Here is a 16,202-nt window from a genome sequence, read left to right as displayed (position 1 = left end):
TCCGATATCGGACCAGGGCGCTCCGTTAGGAGGCCTGGCCGAAGATGTCGATACGGTCGCCCTCAGCGAGGGTCACGATGGCGCGCTTGGTGTCAGCACGCTTACCGAAACCGCTCTTGGTGCGCTTGCGCTTGCCCTGGCGGTTGATCGTGTTGACCCCGGTGACCTTGACCGAGAAGACCGCCTGGACGGCCTGCTTGATCTGGGTCTTGTTGGCGCCCGGCGCGACGACGAAGGTGTACTTGCCCTCGTCGAGCAGCGCGTAGCTCTTCTCGGAGACGACCGGCTTGAGGAGCACGTCACGGGGGTCCGTGAAGCTCTTGCTCGTCGGCGTCTCGACGGTGTTCTTGCCCTCGGCCTCGTGGCGCCTCGCCTTGGCGACGCGCGCGGCCTTGGCGGCCTTGGCCGCCTTGGAGGCAATACTCGGGTGACGCGTAGCCATCAGGCTTCGCTCCCTTCGGTGTCAGCGGCCTTGGGGCCAGACACGAAGGACTCGAAAGCGGCCTGGGTGAAGACCACGTCGTCCGAGACGAGAACGTCGTACGTGTTCAGCTGGCCCGGCTCCAGGATGTGGACCTGGGGCAGGTTGCGCGCGGAGAGCAGCGCGGCCTCGTCGGAGCGCTCGATGACCAGGAGCACGTTCTTGCGCTCGCTGACCTTGCCGAGGAAGCTCTTGGCGGCCTTGGTGGAGGGGGTCTCGCCCTCGATCACGCCGGTGATGACGTGGATGCGAGCGTTGCGGGCCCGGTCGGTGAGGGCGTGGCGCAGGGCCGCGGCCTTCATCTTCTTCGGGGTCCGCTGCGAGTAGTCACGCGGCGTGGGGCCGTGAACGACGCCACCGCCGGCGAACTGCGGCGCGCGGGTCGAACCCTGGCGCGCGCGGCCGGTGCCCTTCTGGCGGTAAGGCTTCCGGCCACCACCGCGGACCTCGCCACGACGCTTGACCTTGTGCGTGCCCTGACGGGCGGCGGCCAGCTGTGCGACGACGACCTGGTGAAGCAGCGGGATGCTGATCTTCTCTACGTCGAAGATCTCGGCCGGGAGCTCAACGGTCCCGGCGTTGTCGCCGGAGGGCGACAGAATGTCAATGGTGCTCATAGTCCTCAGGCCCCCTTGGCCGCGGTACGGACCAGGACGAGGCCGCCGTTCGGACCCGGGATGGCTCCCTTGATGAGGAGCAGGCCCTTCTCCGCGTCAACGGCGTGAACGGTCAGGTTCTGGGTGGTGACCCGCTCGTTGCCCATGCGGCCCGCCATGCGGACGCCCTTGAACACACGGCCCGGGGTGGCACAGCCACCGATGGAGCCGGGAGAGCGGTGCTTGCGCTGGACACCGTGGCCGGCGCCGAGGCCACGGAAGTTGTGGCGCTTCATGACACCGGCGAAGCCCTTGCCCTTGCTCTTACCGGTGACGTCGACCTTCACGCCCGCCTCGAAGACCTCGGCGGAGATCTCCTGGCCGAGGGTGTACTCGGAGGCATCCGCGGTGCGGATCTCGACGAGGTGACGACGGGGGGTGACGTCGGCCTTGGCGAAGTGACCCTTGAGGGGCTTGTTCACCTTGCGCGGGTCGATCTCGCCGAAGGCGATCTGGACCGACTCGTAGCCGTCGCTGTCGTTGGTACGCACCTGGGTGACGACGTTGGGGCCGGCCTTGACGATGGTGACCGGAACAACACGGTTGTTCTCGTCCCACACCTGCGTCATGCCGAGCTTCTCGCCCAGGATGCCCTTGATCTGCTTAGCCATTCTCAGATCACCGATCCCTAGAGCTTGATCTCGATGTCGACACCGGCCGGGAGGTCGAGTCGCATCAGAGAGTCAACGGTCTTGGGCGTCGGGTCGAGAATGTCGATCAGGCGCTTGTGCGTGCGCATCTCGAAGTGCTCGCGCGAGTCCTTGTACTTGTGCGGCGACTTGATGACGCAGTACACGTTCTTCTCAGTGGGCAGCGGCACCGGGCCCGCGACCGACGCACCAGTGCGGGTCACCGTCTCGACGATCTTCTTCGCCGAGCTGTCGATGACCTCGTGGTCGTAGGCCTTGAGCCGGATGCGGATCTTCTGTCCCGCCATGGCTACTCAGTAGTCCTTTGTCTAGTGAAACGCTCTGGAACCCGGGGGTTCGCGTCCCGCATCTCCGACCCACGCGGTCGGGTGTGTCGCGCTCCTGCCGCAGAAATATCCGTAACGGATTTCCCTACGAGGGACGCGGCCCGCCCGAAAGCAACCGCAGGACCGGAGGCTGGAACACCCACCGGGCGCCTGGCCTGCACCCCGCTGACGCTTCCCGAAAGATTCCCGTACGTCCGCCCCAGCGCTGCCTTACGGCAGTTGAGGCGACGAGTACTGTGGGACTCGCTTCCGGTCCTCCCGACGGGAGGCGCGCAGCATCGGCACTCGACCGAGCAACTCCGACAGTCTGCCATACGGGGCGGGGGGCTGGCCAATCGAGCCGAGGATCGTACCCCTTGAGTGACGCAGGTCAAACCCTGGGCGCGCAAGACCCGGGATGCCGACGTGGCCGGGATGTCCGAGACGTCCGGGACATTGGGCCAGCGGGCGAACAGCATCCCGGCGACGACGACCCCCATTACCGTCTTCGCCGGCTCCGCAATGGGGCTCCCGGCCTTCGGGTCCGGCATGACTTTCCCCTTGTTAATCATGATCCGGAGGGTGGTGTCACCGGGGCCCCGAGGCTCTGACTGACCGCCGATTAGGGGCTTGACCACCGACTCTTCGCAGGTCGGGTGACTCTTCGTAACGTGGATGTGGCGATCGGTGCCGTGGGTAAGGCCAGGCAGGAGCGCGACCGGAGGACGCACGTGATCGACACCGGCGACATCGACGTCTACCTCGGCCTGGACGTCGGCAAGGGCGAACACCCCGCCACCGTTGTCACACCGGGCGGCAAGAAGGCATTCGACAAACACTTACCCGACACCGATCCCATGCTTCGCGAGTTATTCGCAAAGTTGCAGGCCAAACACGGGACGGTGCTGGTGGTCGTCGACCAATCGGCCTCGCTCGGCGCTCTGCCGCTAGCGGTGGCCATGCTGCTGCCGTCACTTCGGCGGATCGAGATCAACCGGGACGGCGCTTGAACGGCCGAGCCACATTCGGGGTGGGCCCGGCGGGGTACTCGATATCGCCGTCTCCAGACTGTCACTGGTAACCCGCGCAGTTCCTCGCATCCCTGCGGTCCCAGTGCTGGAATGCCAGGGCCGCGCCGTGGGGTGCACGGCACCACAGCCAACCCCCTGAAGCCAGCCGGGCCTGTAGGCTGCCCGGCTCGCACGTGCACGCCGTGCGTCTGGCCGCCAGAGACCCGGCCGGGGACTGACGGTGCCCCCCCCACCGCGCCGATCGCGACCGCCCGCGGCATTCTCCACGAGTACGCGCATACCGCGTGACCTGCGCGAGTGAGACGCCCTGTAAGAGCAGCGCCGCCGGAGGGTGCTGAGCCGCAATCTGCTGACGGCCCGGGTCCGGTCAACGCGTGGGACAGGTGTGCACCGTGCACCCTCGGCTGGCGGATCTGAACACTGTGCACGGTGTTCCGGAACGACACCTCGACGGCAGACTTGGCATGCACGCGCTCGGACTGCAGTGGGGGCTGAGTATCGCCCCGGGGCCTGGGGACGCCCGGCCCGCGCCATCGAAACCACGGGTATGGAAGGCAGACACAGATGCAGAAGTCGCTCGAGGCGCAGGACATTACGGTCACACACGGTAGCGGAATCGTTGTCAGCCCGTTCGACTGCAGCGTGGGGACTCACGACGACAACGACAGCCACGACCGTGGCATTAAGGACGTGTACGACGACGAGGACAGGTGCTGACCTAGCTCCAACAGGGCGCTCAGCCCGGTGCAACGACACCGGGCTGAGCGCCCTCCGCCTGGCACCAGTTCACCCACGTCCTACGAAAGGAACGCTCCCGTGACGACCCTCTACTCGGTAGCCGACACCGTCCACTCCGCCCTCCCGACCCCCGAGCTCGCCCGCCTGATCGGGCCGGTTCCTGTGGCCGAGTTCTGGCAGGAGTACTGGGAGCGGAAGCCACTCCTCATTCACCGTGAGAGCCCGGACTACTACGCCGATCTGCTGACTCTGGACGACATCGACGAGGTACTCTCCCTGGCGGGCATCGGCCTGAACGACATCCGCGTCGTCGTGGAGGGCAAGGAGACACCCGTGGCCGAACTCGGCTCGGGTCGAGGCCGCAACGGCACGTCGAACGCGCTGGAGATGCTTTACGACCGCTATCGCAGCGGTTCCACCATCGTGGTGAACTCGCTCCAGGAGCGACGGCTGTCACTGCAGCGCGCCGCGGGTGCGCTCGGGAGCGAACTGGGCGCCCGTATCCAGATGAACATCTATCTCACCCCGCCCGGCTCGCAGGGGTTCCTGCCACACTACGACACGCACGACGTGTTCATCGCGCAGGTATACGGCAGCAAGGTCTGGCGTATCACCGAGGCGCCGTACGAACTGCCACTGGCGAACCGGCCCCACGACAAGTCACAGCCGACGCGCGAGGCCACCCGGGAGTTCGAGCTGCGCGCCGGTGACCTGCTCTACATGCCGCGCGGGACCGTCCACTCCGGAGCCGCCAACGAGGCCGCCTCACTGCATGTCACCATTGGCCTGCATCCGGTTGTGTGGGCGCAGGCGATCCAGGACGAGTTCACCCGAATCGTCGCCGACGACGGACGGTTCCGCCGTTCCCTGCCCGTGGGCTTCGCCCGGGACCAGGCGGTGCGCGAGCGGCTGCACGCGGAGTGCGGCGAACTGTTCGACGCGCTGCACGAGCAGTTCTCCTCAGAGAAACTGATCGCCGATGCGGCAGCACGGGTGACCTCCATGGGAACACCGCCGCTGCGTCATCACCTCCTGGACCTGGAGGAACTCCCGCATACCGAGGTGGACACCCCGGTCCGTCGACGTCCGGGCGTACGGTGGCAGTTGACCGTCGAGGACGGGATCGCCGGACTGCACTTCCACAACAAGACCGTGCGTTTCCCCGCCGCCGTGGCCGAGGAGGTGCGCTACGTCGCCGAGCAGGGCACGGACTGGATCACCGGGAACTCGATCCCGGGTGAACTGGACGATCCTGGCCGTAAGACGCTGATGCGCACGCTGTTGGGCGAGGGCTTCCTCACCCTCCGCTGAACTCGCTGACTTCGATGCCGACCACCGTGAAGGTGACGACAAATGAGGAGCATCCGGCAAGTCGGCGGATGCCATTGCGCAGGATCCTGGAGCTGTTCCTGCCCTACCGGCTGAGGCTGGGGGTGATGCTCGGGCTGATTGCCGTGTCCTCCGTGCTGGCGATGGTTCCGCCGTTCCTGCTGCGGTCGATCCTGGACGTGGCGCTGCCTCAGGGCCGCGTCGGCCTGCTGAGCCTGCTGGCCGTCGGCATGCTCGCGGTGACGCTCATCGCCAGCGGCGTCGGCGTCTGGCAGTCCTACCTCTCGCTGGGTATCGGCGAGAACATGATGAACGACCTGCGCATCGCCGTATACACGCACCTCCAGCGGATGCCGCTGGCGTTCTTCACCCGGACCAAGACCGGCGAGGTGCAGTCCCGCATCTCCAACGACATCGGCGGCATGGGAGCCGTCGTCACCACGCTCTCAGGCAGCATCGTAGGGAACGTGACCACCGTGCTGGCGAGCCTGATCGCCATGCTGGCCCTGAACTGGCGGCTGACTGTCGTCTCGCTGCTGATGCTTCCGGTCTTCGCGTTGATCAGCCGTAACGTCGGCAACCAGCGACGGGCGATCACCCGCGAACGGCAGGCCCAACTGGCCCTGCTCTCAGTCCTGGTGGAGGAGTCGCTGTCGGTCAGCGGGTTCCTGCTCGGACGGGTCATGGGACGTACCCAGACCCTCGTCGAGCAGTTCACCAGGGAGTCCGGCAGACTCACCGACCTGACCATCCGGTCAGCCATGGCCGGCCGGTGGCGCGCGGTGACCATGCAGATCATCATGGCTGCCATGCCCATCGGGATCTACTGGGCGGCGGGGTTGACGGGCGATCAGGGCCACTTGGCGATCTCGGTCGGGACCCTGGTGGCGTACACCACCCTCCAGCAGGGGCTGTTCGGGCCGACCGTCTCCCTGTTGGGAGCAGGCATCACCCTGCAAAGCTCCCTCGCTCTCTTCGAGCGAATATTCGAGTACCTCGACCTGCCAGTGGAGGTGCCCGCGCCGAAACGACCCGTGCGCCTGCGCCGCCCCCGCGGCCACGTACGTCTGCAGAACGTCGACTTCTGCTATGGAGACCGCCCGGCCTTGCAGAACATCAGCATAGACATCCCAGCGGGGAGCCACCTCGCCGTCGTGGGCGCCACCGGCGCCGGAAAGACGACCCTCGGCTATCTCATTCCGCGACTGTACGAGGTCACTTCGGGCCGCATCCTCATCGACGGCGTCGACATCCGCGACCTCGACTTCGAGACACTCGCCTCCGTCGTCGGGGTCGTCTCGCAGGAGACGTACCTGTTCCACACCACTGTCGGCGACAACCTCCGGTTCGCTCGGCCGCAGGCGACGCCGGACGAGGTCATCGCCGCCACCAAGGCCGCCCAGATACACGACGTCATCGAGGGCCTGCCCGACGGGTACGACACCGTCGTCGGCGAACGCGGCTACCGCTTCTCGGGCGGGGAGAAGCAGCGTCTGGCCATCGCCCGCACCATGCTGCGCGACCCCCGCGTGCTGGTGCTCGACGAGGCCACCAGCTCACTGGACACCCGCACCGAGCGGACCGTCCAGCAGTCGTTGGACCGGCTCTCTGAGGGAAGGACCACCATCACCATCGCCCACCGTCTGTCCACCATCCAGCACGCCGACCAGATCATCACGCTCGACGGCGGGCGCCTCGTCGAGCAGGGCACGCATGCCGAACTCCTAGCCCGGCAGGGCCACTACGCGGCGCTGTTGGCCAGAAGAAGTCCTGGAGAGCCGATCGGCGCGACGAAGGACGCACGATGACTGACACAGACACACGCCTCCTACTCGCTTACGACGCGACCTGCGGAACGTGCCGCGCGATCTCCTGGGAAGTCGCCCGCGCCTCGGCCGGTCGGCTCAGCGTCGTTCCGCTCGGTCGTCCCGACATCCAGCAGTGGCGCGAACAGGCGCTGGGCAACGCCGCCCGCTGGGCGCCGACGCTGCTGCTGGTACGGGGCGACGACGTGCGCGCCTGGATCGGCCCCGCCATGGCGCCGATCCTGATCCGCCGGTTGGGCCCGCGTCACACCCTCCGGGTCGTCCATGCCCTGGGCCGCCTGCGGAGTAGCGGGAACCACTCACTGCTGAGGCTCGGCGCTGGCGCAGCAACTGCGGCGCAGTTGTTGCTCACCGGCAAGGCGCCGATTCCCGCCGCCCGCGAGAACGATGCGGCCGCGCAGTGGGTCGCTGCGCACCGCGGCGACCTACCGCGCGACTTCGACCAGGTGACGGAGTATCCGGTGGCATATCAGACGGCGATCTTCGCGGCCTCGCCACCTGATGTGCAGAGCCACCTGTGGGTTGAAGTGCTCAAACGCGACCGGGCGAAGCGGGGCGACCTCACGGCCGAGCAGGCAGAGGTCTTCGACCGCGCCATCACACTCGCCCATGACGAACGCCTGTTCATACCTCGCCGGGCACCAGACCCTGACCTCGATCAGCGCCTCGCCTCCCTTCGGCGGGACGCGACGCGGCAGTTCCCCCGCCCAGGCGCGCATCGCCTCCTGGTGACCCTCGGGGACATCCGCTGAGGTCGTCCCTACCGTGGAAGTTTCAGCGAGAAAGGACGGACACTCGCCGATCTTCGAGAGCATGACAGGCGAGCCGCGGCCGCGCGCCGCAGAAAGGATCTTCTTGTGGTTGTTGCCGCTGGTGGCAGCAATTAGTGCGGGGTCGAAGCCGCCGTGGATGGTGTGCCAGTCCACCATGCGCAGGCCCGACCAGTCGACGCGGATGTGAAATCCAGGCCGGATTGGTCGTAGAGGTCCTGGTTGCGGTCGCACGCCTCGGCGGCGGCCATGGCACTCGAGGCCCGTCGAAACCGAGCAGGTGGGGAAGAAGACGGTGTCGCGGACAGCGTAAGGGAGCGCTCCGCGAAGGGAGCTGAGCAGGCGCTCCGCGGACGTGATCGTCACCGCCACGAGGCCAGGGCGGGGCGCAACCACGCCTGCCGTCTACGTGTGCGAGACACGGTGCCCGAGTGTGCTGACATCGCCCAGGAAGGATGAGCCGGGCCGGCTTCACGCGAGTCGCGTCACCAGGGCGGACCTCCGCGGGGCCCGACGTGCAGGAGTGACAGCGGCCAAGATCACCTTCCCGCGTACGGTCAGCGATTCCCCACTGGCGGCCAGTCGAGCTCCCCACTGGCGGACTGCTGGAAAAGCACGGTGACCGCGAATAGCCCGGCGAGCTCCCGCCCAGGTAGAGGCCCACTCCGCGGCAATCGACACCGCCTGCCGCCTGCTGCGGCTGACCACCGTGCGGGCCCAAGCCGGCGACACGATCGCCCGAGCCGAACGCGAGGGTCTGTCCTATTCCGGGTGCCTCGCCGAGTTGCTGATGGCCGAGTGCGAGGGCCAGGGCCGACGCCGACCCGAACGACGCATGGGGGTGACCCACTTTCCCCTCGAGAAGTGGCTTCGGGAGTTCGACTACAGCATCAACCCCAACATCGATCCAGCCGTCGTCAACAAACCTCGCCACCTGAGAGTGCATCGCAAAGGGTTACCCCTTGTGTCTGATCGGGGACTCCGGCACCGGCAATGCAGACGACAAGCAGTTGGGCAAGACCATCGCCCGCTACGGGTGCATCGACCTCCTCCAAATCGACGAACACGGCTACCTCGAACTAGACCGACGCGGCACCGAAATGTTCTTCCAAGTTCTCACTGAGTGTGAGGAGAAGAACAGCATCGCGATCGCCTCGTCCTACCGCCTGGCCCGGACCAAGGCCCGAAGGAACGAAGAGACGCAGTAAGCAAGCGACTTTTTGCCAGATGTCGGGTGTAATTCACTCGCGGACGCGCACTGCGCCGATCAGGCTTGCCGTGTAAGAGCGTCAACTTGTTCCTTGCGGACGGCCAAGCCGCCTTCCCAGGTAGTTTTCCACGTTCACCTGCATGTTCCCCCCTTCACAGATGACCCATTTCGCATTGATGCTGACTGGCGCGCAGAGGCGAGACCAGTTCGACAAGTCGGCTGCTGCCCTCCGTGGCGGCCTCGCTGCCCTCGACGCCGGGCAGCGCTGACGACCATCGCTCTACTGGTGGGACACGACCCTTCAGCCTGATGTCAAGGAAGTCCATCGAGTCCTACCAAATTCATACCTACGCACGCCAATTCCCGAGGCCACTTCAAGACGTCTCGATGACAGAGGTTCTTCAACAACCGCGGCCGTTTGGAGCCAACACGGCGGAGCCATTGAACGACGTCATAGCCATTGGAGCAGTGAGGTGGGTTAAGTGACTCCCTTGGGAACGCATATACGGGTCGACGGTCCCTGCGGGGGTAATTCGAGCCCGGGACGCGCCAACGTCCAGGAGCGCAGGATTTGCCGGCTGAGTGGCTGTTAAAGGGGAGGACGAGCCTTGGGAATGTCGGAGTGCGCCGAGAATCTGGACGAACTGCTGAGAGTGGTGCGGCGGGGGGGATCCCTGGGGGAGGTACTGCGCTGGCTGGGTCTACGGATCGGGTCGGAGGTCGCCTGGGTCGGTGACACCGGCACGGTCCAGGCGGCGACGCCGGGGTTCCCCATGACGGCTCTCGGCGCCCTTCATGAGCATTTAGAGAGCTTAGCTGCGGGGCGGTTGGCCGCGGCGACTGCGCAGGTCAACGACGTTGTGGGGCACGTCGAGGCATTCGGGAGGCGTCAGCCGCGTCCGGTGCTGGTGACGGTCAGTAATGCGGAACTCTCACGGGAGGCGGCGGCGCTGGCATCGCGGGCCGGGGGGCTAGTGGAACTCTTGGGACGGGCGTCGCAGGCCGACGAAAGCTCGCGTGGATACGAGGAGAAGGCGCGGCAGATGCGGTTCGCGCTGCTGACCGCGCTGATGGCGGGGGAAGTCACACTCGCCAGGAAGATGACCACCGGTGACGTGCCGCTACTGCTGGGCGCCGAGCGAATACGGGTGTACTTGCTGCACTGTCCTCCAGCCGACCGCGACGGGCTCGCCCGTGAATACCAGGACGCCTCTGGGTACCACGAGTCGGGACTGATGGTGCACTGCCCTGCGTTCAAGGAGCACCTGATCTGCCCCGTGGCCGAGGATGTCGGCGCCGACGGACGCCTAGACCTCAGCGGGGTGCTGCGGCGCCTGATCAGCAGAAACCCCACGTACGCGCTGGGGGTCAGCAGGGTCCATCCGCTCGACGCTACGGCCGCGGCTTACGGCGAGGCTTTGCACGCTTTGGCCGTCGCTCGCAACTCCCCGGAGCGCCTGGCGGCCTACGGTGATCAGCTGTCGTTGGTGCACGCGCTGCCCCGCCAGGCGGCTCTCACCTGGGCCCGCGCGTACATCGAGCCATTGCGGGCCGTCCCGAAATCCACCCTCGCCATCACACGCCTGGCCGTGACCTTCCCGCGCACCGCCGTGGCCCGTCTGCTGCACATCAGCCGCAACACTGTCCGCGCACACTGCCGACGGGCGGAGCAGATCCTCGGGCTCGACCTCGCGGACGTCCGGGCCCGTGCTGCGCTCAACCTAGCGCTGTCGCTCAGCAGTCTCCACAACGATGTCCAGCCCGACCCTGGGGACACCGGGCAGGCGGCCGCGGCCAACCTGAGCGAACTACTCCTCACCCGCCCCGCGACAGTATGGGCGGAAACCTTCCTCCGGCCGCTCCGCGACGCCGAGCACCGCGGCCTGTACGCCACCGTGCGGACCTGGATCGAGGCCAACACCGACGCCCGGCAGGCCGCCGCACACCTGGGCCTGAGCCGGAACACCGTCCGGGCGCGACTGCGCGAGGCCGAGCGCCTACTCAATCGCGACCTGCTGACGACCGGGTCGGGCATCCATGACCTCGTCCACGCCCTCCATGCGGTGACTCGGCACGGTGCACCGCCGAGTACGTCTGGTCGGCCGGCGACCGGTGCCTCGGTGCCGGGGAGTGGCCCTCCCCATGCCTCGGCTGCGGCAATGGAGGCCAGCAAGGGGCGGCTTCACCCCGGACACGTTCATTAGCCCCCTGCCCCACACTGCGGGCACTGCGCACGTCGGCCAGGGCCACACTCTCGTCTTCGTGACCACGACCGAGGAAGGGTGCGTTTCCTCTTGAGTGACCTCGGAGCGCGGTGGCCGATCCCAACGGGGGCGCTGCCTCTTTACGGAACGGGGGCGTCGTCCTTCTGTTCCTAGTGATTCTCGGACTCTTCTGCCGCACCGGATGGACTTTCCTGGACAAAGGTCTCTATCTGCTCCCCGGTAAAATGTGCGAAGGCACTCTCGAACGGGACATGGTCAAAAGCGTGCTGCCGTCGGCGCGATCGGCCAGCAGTGGCTCCGACAGCCAGGGCGCGGGGGATGACCTTACTTTCCGGTGCCATGTCACCACTAGCAATGACTCGTCCATCTCCGAGGAAGCCGGGGCCCAGCCCACCTCGCGCGAGAAATGGCTCGCCTACTATCGAGGATCCGGAGGCCAGAATCGGATCATCCGCGTCTCCGTCTGCGACATAGAAACTCTGGCTCAGATTGATCCCGATGCGGACACCTCATCGGTGTACGTGCCCTGTGTTCCGCCAAGTGCCCCCTCCTACAACGCCTCCCAGCCCTATGCCGTCATCGGAGAGGCCCGGATCCACGGATCTGCCAAGGCCACGGGCGTGCCACTGCGGCAGACCCTGACGGACTTCGCCTATCAACTCACCAAACACGCCTACAAACTGGCCGAGTGCAAGGATCCCTGCGACTTTCCCGAGGAACTGCCCCGCTACGAGCACGCCCGATGAAGGACGAGGAGATCCTCGCCCAATTCGATCGCCGCGATCGGGTCGAATTGCGTACCTGCCGCGTCGGCGCGTCCCTGGCGCGTGCGCGCCCCGCCGGGGGTCGTTCTCACCGACCTTGGGGTGATCGACCGGGAGACACACACGGACCACGGCGGCAGCGATCAGCGCGGATACGGTCAGCTCCGTAGCGGGGCCGGCGCCTGTTGAGCCGGGAGTTCCGGATCGTCCCACTCGGTCATGGGCGAGCCCGACGGGTATCGGGCGCACTCGGAGTAGGCCACAACACCCAGACGGTCATAGGGGAAAGCCTCGACCCGAACGAAGTCGTCGGTGCCCGGGGGCTGCACATTCAGTACGGTCCAGTGGTCGTTGATCTCGTACCTGGTGACTTTCCAACCGCGCCGCGTCAGCTCCTCCCGCGCCCGTCGCAGCGCCGACACCGCCTGGGACGGGGTGACACCCTTCAACCCCCATTCGCTGCTCACCGCGACCACACCCGGCACACTGGGCGGTGAGTCGCTCACCTGCTTGGCCAGGTCCTTGAGCCCGGTGTAGTAGCACCCGGACCCGTCGACCTCCCGACCGCCGCCGGGCCACTTGGGGTCCAGCGTGGCCTGCGGCAGGTCGAGTGTGTCGTAGACCTGTTGCGTGAGGCCGTCGAGGCGCTGCGAGGTGACGGCTGGATCCGCGACGGGGTAGGGATCGCCGTTCCAGAGCCGCCCGGCCCCGCGAGCGACCCACACCCCTCCGGCTGCCGTCACCGCCATGGCCAACGCGGCGGCCGTGGCGAGAAGGACTTTCCGGGGCGGTCCGAGGGGACGACGTAGCTGTGTCATGCGGAGATCGTGCGGCGGGGAGGGCGAGGGGGTCATGAGCACGCGTACTCAACTGCCGTGTGTGGACCGGCGACCGCGTCTCACTGGCCGACCACCTCACAGCTTGACCAGCACTCCGTGCCAGGTCCAACCCGCGTCGAGGACCGCTTGCCGGAGTGGATTCGTCATCTCCCGCGTGTCGAAATGGAACGCCTCCACCTTGTGCCGGCGGCCATCGGGGCCCGGCTTCATCTCCCACCGCCGGTACACCGCGGGCGCGTGCCCACGTCCGTACTGCGGATTGGCGTGGTCGGACGAGCGCTTCTCCCATCGCTCGTCGAGGAATCGCACGTCACGCTTCTCCGGGACCAGGCACATCCGGGTCTTGAGGGTCACGCCCAGCCGCCGAATCTGGCACTCCGCCACCAGGTCGGCCTTCTCAGCAGGGATGGCGTTGCGCACACGGAACGGAACATCGGGCCCGTTGAGCGCGAGCAGTGCGGCCCGGAGTTCCATGGTCGGCAGCGGTACGACACCGCTGTCGGGGTGCTTGGTTCCGGTCAGCCTGTCGAAGAGGCCCATGAGATCAACCTGCCTGAGTATGCGCGCACGGACGGGATGAGTACGCCCCCCGATCCCTCGGGCGGCCGGCGTTGCTGGGATGGAGCCCATGACGACGCAGAACGACGGCGTGACGCAGTTCCCTGTCTTCCACAAGACGTGGTGGAAGGCGCCTCTCGTAGCCTCCCTCCTCGGTCTGCCGCTCCTCGCCTGGGAGTACAGCCTGTGCCGGGCCCACGGCGAGATGTGGGACGTGCTCTATTGGGCCATGGGCCTGTTCGCGATCGCCTGGGCCCTCCCCCACCGCTGGTCCATGCGAACGCTCCGCGTGATGACCGCCGGCCTCGCACTCGCGTGCACGCTTCTTCCCGCACTGCCGTTGGTGCTGCTGGGCGCGGCGTTGGCCTCGGGCTGACGACGGGCTGTGGCGGTGCCATGCCTGGAGTTGTCAGAAGCGTTCGACCTCTTGGCCGTCCGGAGCCTTGTAGCAACCGGATACGACGGTCAGGCTCAGCTTCGGCGGGTCGTTCTTCGACATTTGAACGATGTTGACGCTGACCTTCTTCTTGTCGTTGTCAGCGGTCAGGTTGATGTTCTTGTTCTTACTGGTGTCCGGCCCGTATTCGACGATTTTCCACCCGTGTTTCGGCAGTTCCGTTTTGAGCTGATTCATCGCGTCGTCGAGGTCGCTCGCCGATGCAGGGTAAAAGCTCCACGGGTGGAACATCCGGAAGTACGTCTTCGCGTCCTTGCCCGAGCAGTCCATGACTCCCGGTTGGCTGTCGGACGCCTTCCCCTTGACGCCGATCAGGTCGTAGATTCCGCTGGATACATCTTTCATCACATCCGAGGCGTCACTCGAGGTGCTCGTGCCGACGAGCGGGGTTGTGTCGGATTTTTTGTCAGTCACGCTACATCCGGTGAGGGTCGTGAGGGCAACGGGCACGGCAAGCGCGAAAGCGCTCAGTTTGGTCTTCACGTCAGGGGGCCTTACGTCTTCGGAGTGGGCTCTGGGCTGGTCAACTCGTCATCTCCTCTGGTAGCAGCGCTCTTACTTCACATGCGCCCAGGGGTCGGGCGGCGGCTTCAGCGCCACCGAATCGCCCTTCCCAACTACGACGAGAGCCTGATTCCTCAGACTCTTGGAGTGCTCATTCCAGTAACCGCTATGCCCTTCGGTGTCTGTGGTCATCTGGTTAGCTCCGAACTCCGGATCGCTGGGGATGATGAAGTTGTCCCCGCTGAGGCGGCCCCAGCGGCCGATGTCCGGAACCGGGTCTCCGTCGGCCTCCTCGTTCCACACATGTCCCTTGGGGACGTCCATCTCATCGGCACCGGACACCCTGACGCCGGGGCTGCCCGCGAAGGCCACGTCATCGGCATTGAGATGGCCCGTCTGGGCCGCAGCGCCGACGAGGGTCGACCCGTACGAGTGGGCGATCACGGTGCGGTGCGCTTCCGAATCACCGGAGTGCGATGCGTCGAGACCGTCCAAGAACTGATTGAAGGCCGGTGCTCCGTCGTACGCGTAATGTTTGAACGGTGCGTCCTTGACCACGCTGTCAGGTGCGTCGTAGCCGAGCCAGGTAATCGTGGAAACGGATTTTCCGTCGGCTTCGTCGTCGGCTGCGTGCCAGACATTGACCATCCGGTTGATGTTCCCGTCGATGTTTCCCAGCTCTGACGTCGTACCCGGAACATAGACCGCCTGATGATCCGCGGTGTCCGGGTTTCCATTGGCGACGATCGCGCGGCCGTCTCCTTCGGCACTGAATCCCAGCAGGTATGCCTGGGGCAGTCCGTTCTTACCAGTCGCGTCGAAGCGGGTCTGGATCGACTCCATGCCCTTGAGGGATGTGGTGAGGTGGTCGTACCGGTCCCCGTACCTGTTTGACCACTCCATCCATTCATCGGTATGCACCTTGGACGCGTAGCCCCCGGCGCTGATCCAGGTCCACTCATTGAGCGGCGGCGCCGGCATCGAATTCAGCTCTGTCTGCATCGCGCCCCGCTTCTCGTCGAACACGATGCGGTTGGCCTCGTCTCGAACCGTGGAAGGGAGCCCGTCGAGCGCGCCCACGGAGTCGGGTTGCATGGACAGCCAGGCGGTCTGCTCCTCCGCGCTGAGTCCCTTCCACCACTCCGCGTTGCCCTTCGGGTTGCCGTCCTTGGGCGGCTGCGGCAGCGAGTCGAGATACTTCTTGCCCGCCTCGCTCACACCCTTCGTGTCCGAGGAAGCGTCGGCCCAGTCCTTGTCGGAGACGGTCAGATCGTCGTCCGCCTTCAGCGCCCGCAGCTTCGGCGCCCACTTCTCGTCGGCCTCCGTCGCCTCCTTGAGGGCAGCGGCGATCTGGTCCGCGTAGTCCTGTGCGAGGCGGTGGTTGGGGTTGGGGTCGAAGTTGGCCGCCTGACGGCCCACCGCGGAGGCCGTGTCATCCGTCAGGCCGCTCACCGTGCCGCCTTCGGGGATCTTGCCGTCCTCGCCCTTCTCACCACCCGGCGGATACGCGATCGATCCGTCGGCGTTCACGGTGAGCTGCGCCGCCAGGGCGCCGTCGAGCGCCGCGTCGAGCTTGCTCTTGGCCGCTCCCACCTCGTACGAGAAGGCTTCGAGAGCCGTACTGACGAGACCGCATTCGGCCTGGATGTAGTGGAAGTTCTTGCCCAGCTCCGTCAGCTCTTTGACCGCCGCGGTCGCGGCCTCGCCCTTCAGGGAGTTCCTCATGGCCACGGCGATCTGGTTTTCGATGCGGTCCTTGGCCGCGCTCGCCATGTCAGAGGTGCTGCGGTATCCGTCGGCCGCTTCCGAGAACTCGGTCAGCTTGAGGGCTTTGAGCGTTGCGAGGTCCATGACGTCTC

Annotated in this window: 15 protein-coding genes and 2 pseudogenes; 9 read left to right on the top strand and 8 right to left on the bottom strand. The window is 66.3% G+C overall.

Annotated features, from left to right (window positions below; genetic code table 11):
* Positions 1-25: 25 nt before the first annotated feature.
* From rplW to rpsJ, 4 genes are read right to left on the bottom strand one after another with little or no spacing between them, the layout of a single operon-like run.
* Complete coding sequence (rplW, locus tag ACZ69M_RS16810; RefSeq protein ID WP_470050521.1) at positions 26-442, bottom strand: 50S ribosomal protein L23; 417 nt, start codon at positions 440-442, stop codon at positions 26-28.
* Entirely contained in the window at positions 442-1,098 is a 657-nt protein-coding gene (rplD, locus tag ACZ69M_RS16805) for a 50S ribosomal protein L4 (RefSeq protein ID WP_355302895.1), read from the bottom strand. Before rplD ends, rplW begins: the two co-directional genes overlap by 1 nt.
* A 5-nt stretch (positions 1,099-1,103) precedes the next feature.
* On the bottom strand, positions 1,104-1,748 hold the full coding sequence (gene rplC, locus ACZ69M_RS16800; protein ID WP_470050519.1) for a 50S ribosomal protein L3: 645 nt from the start codon (positions 1,746-1,748) through the stop codon (positions 1,104-1,106).
* 17 nt (positions 1,749-1,765) lie between these two features.
* Complete coding sequence (rpsJ, locus tag ACZ69M_RS16795) at positions 1,766-2,074, bottom strand: 30S ribosomal protein S10 (protein WP_003948644.1); 309 nt, start codon at positions 2,072-2,074, stop codon at positions 1,766-1,768.
* Between the two features lie 749 nt (positions 2,075-2,823).
* On the opposite strand from rpsJ, the pseudogene ACZ69M_RS16790 reads away from it, so the two are divergent.
* From ACZ69M_RS16790 to ACZ69M_RS16755, 8 genes and pseudogenes are all read left to right on the top strand, one after another.
* Positions 2,824-3,051 (top strand): annotated as a pseudogene (locus ACZ69M_RS16790) (IS110 family transposase); the annotation flags it as partial.
* A 636-nt stretch (positions 3,052-3,687) separates the two neighbouring features.
* On the top strand, positions 3,688-3,840 hold the full coding sequence (locus ACZ69M_RS16785) for a hypothetical protein (RefSeq protein WP_470050517.1): 153 nt from the start codon (positions 3,688-3,690) through the stop codon (positions 3,838-3,840).
* A 99-nt stretch (positions 3,841-3,939) separates the two neighbouring features.
* On the top strand, positions 3,940-5,172 hold the full coding sequence (locus tag ACZ69M_RS16780; protein ID WP_470050515.1) for a cupin domain-containing protein: 1,233 nt from the start codon (positions 3,940-3,942) through the stop codon (positions 5,170-5,172).
* 68 nt (positions 5,173-5,240) lie between these two features.
* Positions 5,241-6,998 carry an ABC transporter ATP-binding protein gene (locus ACZ69M_RS16775; protein WP_470050513.1) on the top strand — a complete coding sequence of 586 codons (1,758 nt, stop codon included), beginning with the start codon at positions 5,241-5,243 and terminating at the stop codon, positions 6,996-6,998.
* A complete protein-coding gene (locus ACZ69M_RS16770) occupies positions 6,995-7,768 on the top strand; it encodes a hypothetical protein (protein WP_470050511.1) in 774 nt (257 codons plus the stop codon). Before ACZ69M_RS16775 ends, ACZ69M_RS16770 begins: the two co-directional genes overlap by 4 nt.
* Before the next feature lie 646 nt (positions 7,769-8,414).
* Positions 8,415-8,994 (top strand): annotated as a pseudogene (locus tag ACZ69M_RS16765) (ATP-binding protein).
* A 616-nt stretch (positions 8,995-9,610) separates the two neighbouring features.
* Entirely contained in the window at positions 9,611-11,200 is a 1,590-nt protein-coding gene (locus ACZ69M_RS16760; protein WP_470050510.1) for a helix-turn-helix domain-containing protein, read from the top strand.
* Positions 11,201-11,373: 173 nt separating this feature from the next.
* Positions 11,374-11,967 carry a hypothetical protein gene (locus tag ACZ69M_RS16755; RefSeq protein ID WP_470050508.1) on the top strand — a complete coding sequence of 198 codons (594 nt, stop codon included), beginning with the start codon at positions 11,374-11,376 and terminating at the stop codon, positions 11,965-11,967.
* Between the two features lie 176 nt (positions 11,968-12,143).
* Here the strand turns inward: ACZ69M_RS16755 and ACZ69M_RS16750 are convergent, their stop codons facing one another.
* Together ACZ69M_RS16750 and ACZ69M_RS16745 are read right to left on the bottom strand one after the other, a co-directional pair.
* The gene (locus ACZ69M_RS16750) at positions 12,144-12,803 is read right to left on the bottom strand and encodes a hypothetical protein (RefSeq protein ID WP_470050506.1); all 660 of its coding nucleotides are present in this window, start codon (positions 12,801-12,803) and stop codon (positions 12,144-12,146) included.
* 96 nt (positions 12,804-12,899) lie between these two features.
* Entirely contained in the window at positions 12,900-13,364 is a 465-nt protein-coding gene (locus tag ACZ69M_RS16745) for a hypothetical protein (protein ID WP_470050504.1), read from the bottom strand.
* Positions 13,365-13,452: 88 nt separating this feature from the next.
* Between ACZ69M_RS16745 and ACZ69M_RS16740 the strand changes: the two genes are divergently transcribed.
* Positions 13,453-13,758 carry a hypothetical protein gene (locus tag ACZ69M_RS16740; RefSeq protein WP_470050502.1) on the top strand — a complete coding sequence of 102 codons (306 nt, stop codon included), beginning with the start codon at positions 13,453-13,455 and terminating at the stop codon, positions 13,756-13,758.
* A gap of 33 nt (positions 13,759-13,791) precedes the next feature.
* Here the strand turns inward: ACZ69M_RS16740 and ACZ69M_RS16735 are convergent, their stop codons facing one another.
* Together ACZ69M_RS16735 and ACZ69M_RS16730 are read right to left on the bottom strand one after the other, a co-directional pair.
* Positions 13,792-14,322 carry a hypothetical protein gene (locus ACZ69M_RS16735; RefSeq protein ID WP_470050500.1) on the bottom strand — a complete coding sequence of 177 codons (531 nt, stop codon included), beginning with the start codon at positions 14,320-14,322 and terminating at the stop codon, positions 13,792-13,794.
* 72 nt (positions 14,323-14,394) lie between these two features.
* Positions 14,395-16,194 (bottom strand): alpha/beta hydrolase, encoded by a 1,800-nt coding sequence (locus ACZ69M_RS16730; RefSeq protein ID WP_470050498.1) that lies wholly within the window; start codon positions 16,192-16,194, stop codon positions 14,395-14,397.
* Between the last annotated feature and the right edge of the window lie 8 nt (positions 16,195-16,202).

Source organism: Streptomyces sp. NPDC107454 (assembly GCF_055582885.1).
The sequence above is the reverse complement of the archived record's forward strand: the minus strand, read 5'-3'. Positions and strand labels throughout refer to the sequence as shown.

What these genes read in the sequence shown, in the direction of transcription:
- rplW (WP_470050521.1), bottom strand. Translation starts at nt 442, where the DNA reads ATGGCTACGCGTCACCCGAGTATTGCCTCCAAGGCGGCCAAGGCCGCC.
- rplD (WP_355302895.1), bottom strand. Translation starts at nt 1,098, where the DNA reads ATGAGCACCATTGACATTCTGTCGCCCTCCGGCGACAACGCCGGGACC.
- rplC (WP_470050519.1), bottom strand. Translation starts at nt 1,748, where the DNA reads ATGGCTAAGCAGATCAAGGGCATCCTGGGCGAGAAGCTCGGCATGACG.
- rpsJ (WP_003948644.1), bottom strand. Translation starts at nt 2,074, where the DNA reads ATGGCGGGACAGAAGATCCGCATCCGGCTCAAGGCCTACGACCACGAG.
- ACZ69M_RS16785 (WP_470050517.1), top strand. Translation starts at nt 3,688, where the DNA reads ATGCAGAAGTCGCTCGAGGCGCAGGACATTACGGTCACACACGGTAGC.
- ACZ69M_RS16775 (WP_470050513.1), top strand. Translation starts at nt 5,241, where the DNA reads ATGCCATTGCGCAGGATCCTGGAGCTGTTCCTGCCCTACCGGCTGAGG.
- ACZ69M_RS16770 (WP_470050511.1), top strand. Translation starts at nt 6,995, where the DNA reads ATGACTGACACAGACACACGCCTCCTACTCGCTTACGACGCGACCTGC.
- ACZ69M_RS16760 (WP_470050510.1), top strand. Translation starts at nt 9,611, where the DNA reads ATGTCGGAGTGCGCCGAGAATCTGGACGAACTGCTGAGAGTGGTGCGG.
- ACZ69M_RS16750 (WP_470050506.1), bottom strand. Translation starts at nt 12,803, where the DNA reads ATGACACAGCTACGTCGTCCCCTCGGACCGCCCCGGAAAGTCCTTCTC.
- ACZ69M_RS16745 (WP_470050504.1), bottom strand. Translation starts at nt 13,364, where the DNA reads ATGGGCCTCTTCGACAGGCTGACCGGAACCAAGCACCCCGACAGCGGT.
- ACZ69M_RS16740 (WP_470050502.1), top strand. Translation starts at nt 13,453, where the DNA reads ATGACGACGCAGAACGACGGCGTGACGCAGTTCCCTGTCTTCCACAAG.
- ACZ69M_RS16730 (WP_470050498.1), bottom strand. Translation starts at nt 16,194, where the DNA reads ATGGACCTCGCAACGCTCAAAGCCCTCAAGCTGACCGAGTTCTCGGAA.